Here is a 3,990-nt window from a genome sequence, read left to right as displayed (position 1 = left end):
AGATAATGCGCCAGCTGATTGGCTTTTTCGTTAAGTTCTTTATAGCTTAATTCGGTATTTTCGAATACCACGGCAATATTATTTGGGGTTTTCCCTGCCTGGTGTTCAAATAAATCGATTATGGTTTTTTCTTTTGAATAAACCAGTTCAGTATTATTAAAGCCATTTAAAAGCTGGTCTTTCTCTGCCATGCTCAGGTAGTCTGCCTGCTGAATTGCCTGATGGGGATCCTGCATAAATGCCGTAAGAAGATTTTCAAAATGACCGAAAATTCTCTCTGCCAGATACTCATCATAAATATCTGTATTGTACTCAATGCTCAGGTTTAATACCGATGTTTCTACAAAGGTAAAACTCATATCCAGCTGTGAGCTCTGACTTTTAAAACCATAGTCGCTTACCCGAAGCTCTGAAAGCTCCTCGGACTTAAAGCGGTTTAACTGGCTTTGGTTCTGCAGTACAACCAAAACATCAAACAAGGCCGAGCGGCTGGTGTCGCGCTTTAAATTCAGGCTGCCAACCAAAGCGTCAAAAGGATAATTCTGATGGTCATAGCCCTCCAACAGGGTTTCTTTCTGGCTTTTTAACACATCCAGAAAACTGCTCCCCTGCTCCAGCGTGCTGCGTATGGCAAGGGTATTGAGGTACAGGCCGATCTGGTTCTCCAGATCCGGATGTTCCCTGCCCGCTACAGGGGTACCAATTATGATGTCCTGCTGTCCGGTATAGCGCGATAACAGCGCATTTATGGCCGTGGTCAGGACCATAAACAAAGTAACGTCCCACTCTTGGGAGAACTTCTTTAGCTTATTTAAAAATTCTTCGTTAAAGGTATGCCGGATCGTATCGCCGTTGTAGGTTTGCACAAGGGGACGGCTCTTAAAGCCCGGAAGGTTCAGTACCGGCAATTCGCCTGAGAACTTCTTGAGCCAGTATTGTGCCGATATGGTATGTTTCTGATTTTGGAGTTCTCTATTCTGCCACACTGCATAGTCCTTATACTGGATACCAAGCTCAGGCAGGCTGACTGGTTTTCCCGCTTTAAGGGAATTGTATATTTGTATAATCTCTGAGATCAATATTTCTATCGACCAGCCGTCACCTATGATATGGTGTAGGGACAGGAAAAAAATATGCTGGTTTTCTTCACAACGCACCAAAGAAATCCTCATAAGGGGACCTTGTTCCAAATCAAAAGCTGTCCTGTTCTTTTGCTGCAGGTAATTTAAAATCTTCTCCTGCTGGTTTTCAGTTCCCAGAAAGTCTTTTTGCTCCATGCTAAATGAACTTTCTCCGCTGGCTGCAATATATTGGCGAACCTCTCCCTGAGCATCTATCTTAAAACTGGTTCTTAAAATCTCATGACGATCGATCAGCAATCTGAAGGATTCCTCAAATAGTGCCGCGTCAATTGGCCCTTCCAGCTTAACTGCCGCAGGCATATTATAGGCAAGCGATCCCCCTTCAAGCTGGCTCAAAAGCCATAACCTGTTTTGCGAGGCCGTTAACGGATAAGAGTCAGAGACTGCACATTGGGCAATACCCTTGTAGCTGCTCTCTTCCAACTGTGCGCTTATACCCGAGATAGTCGGGGATGCAAAAAAATTCTTAAACGAAACGGTTCTGCCAAGGCTCTTGTTTATGGCGTTGATAACCTGGGAAACCGAAAGACTGTGTCCTCCAAGTTCAAAAAAATTATCGGTGGTACCTATTTTTTCTACTCCAAGTATTTCTTCCCAGATAACGGTAAGATCCGCTTCAAGTGCCGTGGCTGCGGGAACATATTCTTTTTTTATAAGATCGCCCTGGGTAATGCCCCCAAGGGCTTTGCGGTCTATTTTGCCATTTGGGGTAAGGGGCAGTTTATCAAGCAGTACATAAAACGCCGGAACCATATAATCCGGTAATCGTGCCAGTAAAAAATCCCTTAGGTGCGATTTATCGATACCTGATTTGCTAACCAGATACGCCACCAGTACTTTCTGCTGATTGTTTTCCCTAACCTCTACGGCCAATTGCCTGATGTCCTGGCGATATTGCAATATTGTATTTTCAATCTCCCCCAATTCAATCCTGTAGCCGCGAATCTTCACCTGATGGTCCTTTCGTCCCAAAAAATCAATAGTGCCATCAGAATGCCAGCAGCCCAAATCTCCGGTATCGTAAAGCAGGGAATCCTCATTGAAAGGATTAGAAATGAATTTCTCGCGCGTTAATACCTCTTTATGCAGGTAGCCGCGGCCTACGCCTGCTCCCCCAACATAGAGTTTTCCGGCAACTCCCACAGGCAAAGGCTCCAGGGCATCGTCCAGGATATAAATCTGGGTATTGGCTATTGGGCATCCGATGGAAATGGCCGATTTGCCAGAGTCTTTTTCAGTCACCTTATAAATCGAAACACAAACTGCGCATTCGGTAGGACCATAAGCATTGTAATAAGATATACCTGTACCGGTAATGGCCAAGGCATGCGCCGCATTGGCTGGCTCTCCTGCCGTAATAATGCATCGAAGCCCCGAAAGGTCATCCCCTGTCATTAAACCAAGGTAACTGGGGGGAAGGGTAACTACCGTAGATTGGCTCTCTTTTAGAAAAGCCGTAAATTTATCTTTGTCTTTTATGGTATGTTCATCGGGAATGCATAATGCCGCGCCGCTATACAGGCTCATCATGATCTCTGAGATCGAGGCATCAAAGGACACTGAGGCAAACCATACGATCCTGTCCTGCGGGGTAATCTCAAAGCTGCGGATCTGGTCCAGGGACATGTTTATATTACTGGTATGCTCAATCATAACACCTTTTGGCTTTCCTGTAGAACCTGATGTATAAATTACATACGCTAAATCATGAGCATCAATAGTTTTACTTAGATTGGCAATATCCTGAGAGTCGAGATCTGCGTTCTCCAAAAACAGGACCTGAACCTCTCGCGATACAAAAGGATGGCTGCCAGAGGTACTGCTGATCAAAAATTTAAGCCCGCTGTCCTGGATCAGGTAATCGATTCGTTCTCCCGGATAATGAGGGTCGATGGGAAGATAAACGCCTCCCAGCTTGAGTATCGCCAAAAGCGAGATAACTCCATTGGATGATTTAGGCAAAAGCACCCCAACGATATCCCCAGTCCCAATAGCACAGTTCTGGGAAATATAACGGGCCAGCTGATTGGCTTTCCCGTTGAGTTCCCTATAAGTTAGCCGGGTGTTTTCAAATATTAAGGCAATATTGTCCGGCATTCTCGCTGCCTGCTCTTCAAAAAGGCTCACAATCGTGGCATCAGTCGGATAAGATAGCCCCGTGTCATTGAAGTGATATAAAACCTGCTGTCTTTCCTGCTGGGACAACACAGGAAATGCTGATAAAATGCCCTGCACATTGCCTTCCAGATTAAGGATAAATTCCCTCATGCAGTCCGCCAGGCGCTCTACAAGTCCTTTATTTACAAAATGGTCCGAATAGTAAAACTCAAACTCCAGATCGCCCCCTGAGCTGAGCATCACATTAAGGGTTATGCCTCTGGATGATGCATCACGGGAATTGAAATTGATTCGGTAATGCGACAAATGGTCAAAGCCATCTGCAAATACGCTTCCAGAAAGATCCCCGTACTCCAGGCTTTCAAGCACCTCATGTCTGCAATATTGAAGATAATCCTTAAAGGATGTTTTAAGATCGGTTGGAAAAAGAAACAGCAGCGAAGCATAATCCGAACCGTAACCCGAAACTATACAGCCATCAAAATCTGAAGTCAGTCTTTTTAATAAAAAACAATAAACAGAACTTACAACGGTAAAACCTGCTAGTGCATTATTACCTGTAATTTTATGAAAATATGTTAACTCCTTAAAATCAAAATTAACAACAGCCAAGAAGTCAGCATCACTATCTTGATGAGATAAATCTTCTCGACCAAACGTCTTTTTATTCCAATATTTCGAAACTAGATTAACATTACTAGAAACACCGTCTTTATTCATAAAATTTAAA

1 protein-coding gene is annotated in these 3,990 nt (G+C 44.0%); it reads right to left on the bottom strand.

All coding sequences use genetic code 11. The annotated features are described in order from the left end of the window. A partial coding sequence (locus tag BXU01_RS23420) for a non-ribosomal peptide synthetase (RefSeq protein WP_123774182.1) occupies positions 1 to 3,980 on the bottom strand: 3,980 nt, incomplete at its 3' end. Between the last annotated feature and the right edge of the window lie 10 nt (positions 3,981 to 3,990).

The sequence above is a fragment of the [Flexibacter] sp. ATCC 35103 genome, from assembly GCF_001975985.1.
In the GTDB taxonomy this organism is placed as follows: domain Bacteria; phylum Bacteroidota; class Bacteroidia; order Flavobacteriales; family Flavobacteriaceae; genus Flavobacterium.
The sequence above is the reverse complement of the archived record's forward strand: the minus strand, read 5'-3'. Positions and strand labels throughout refer to the sequence as shown.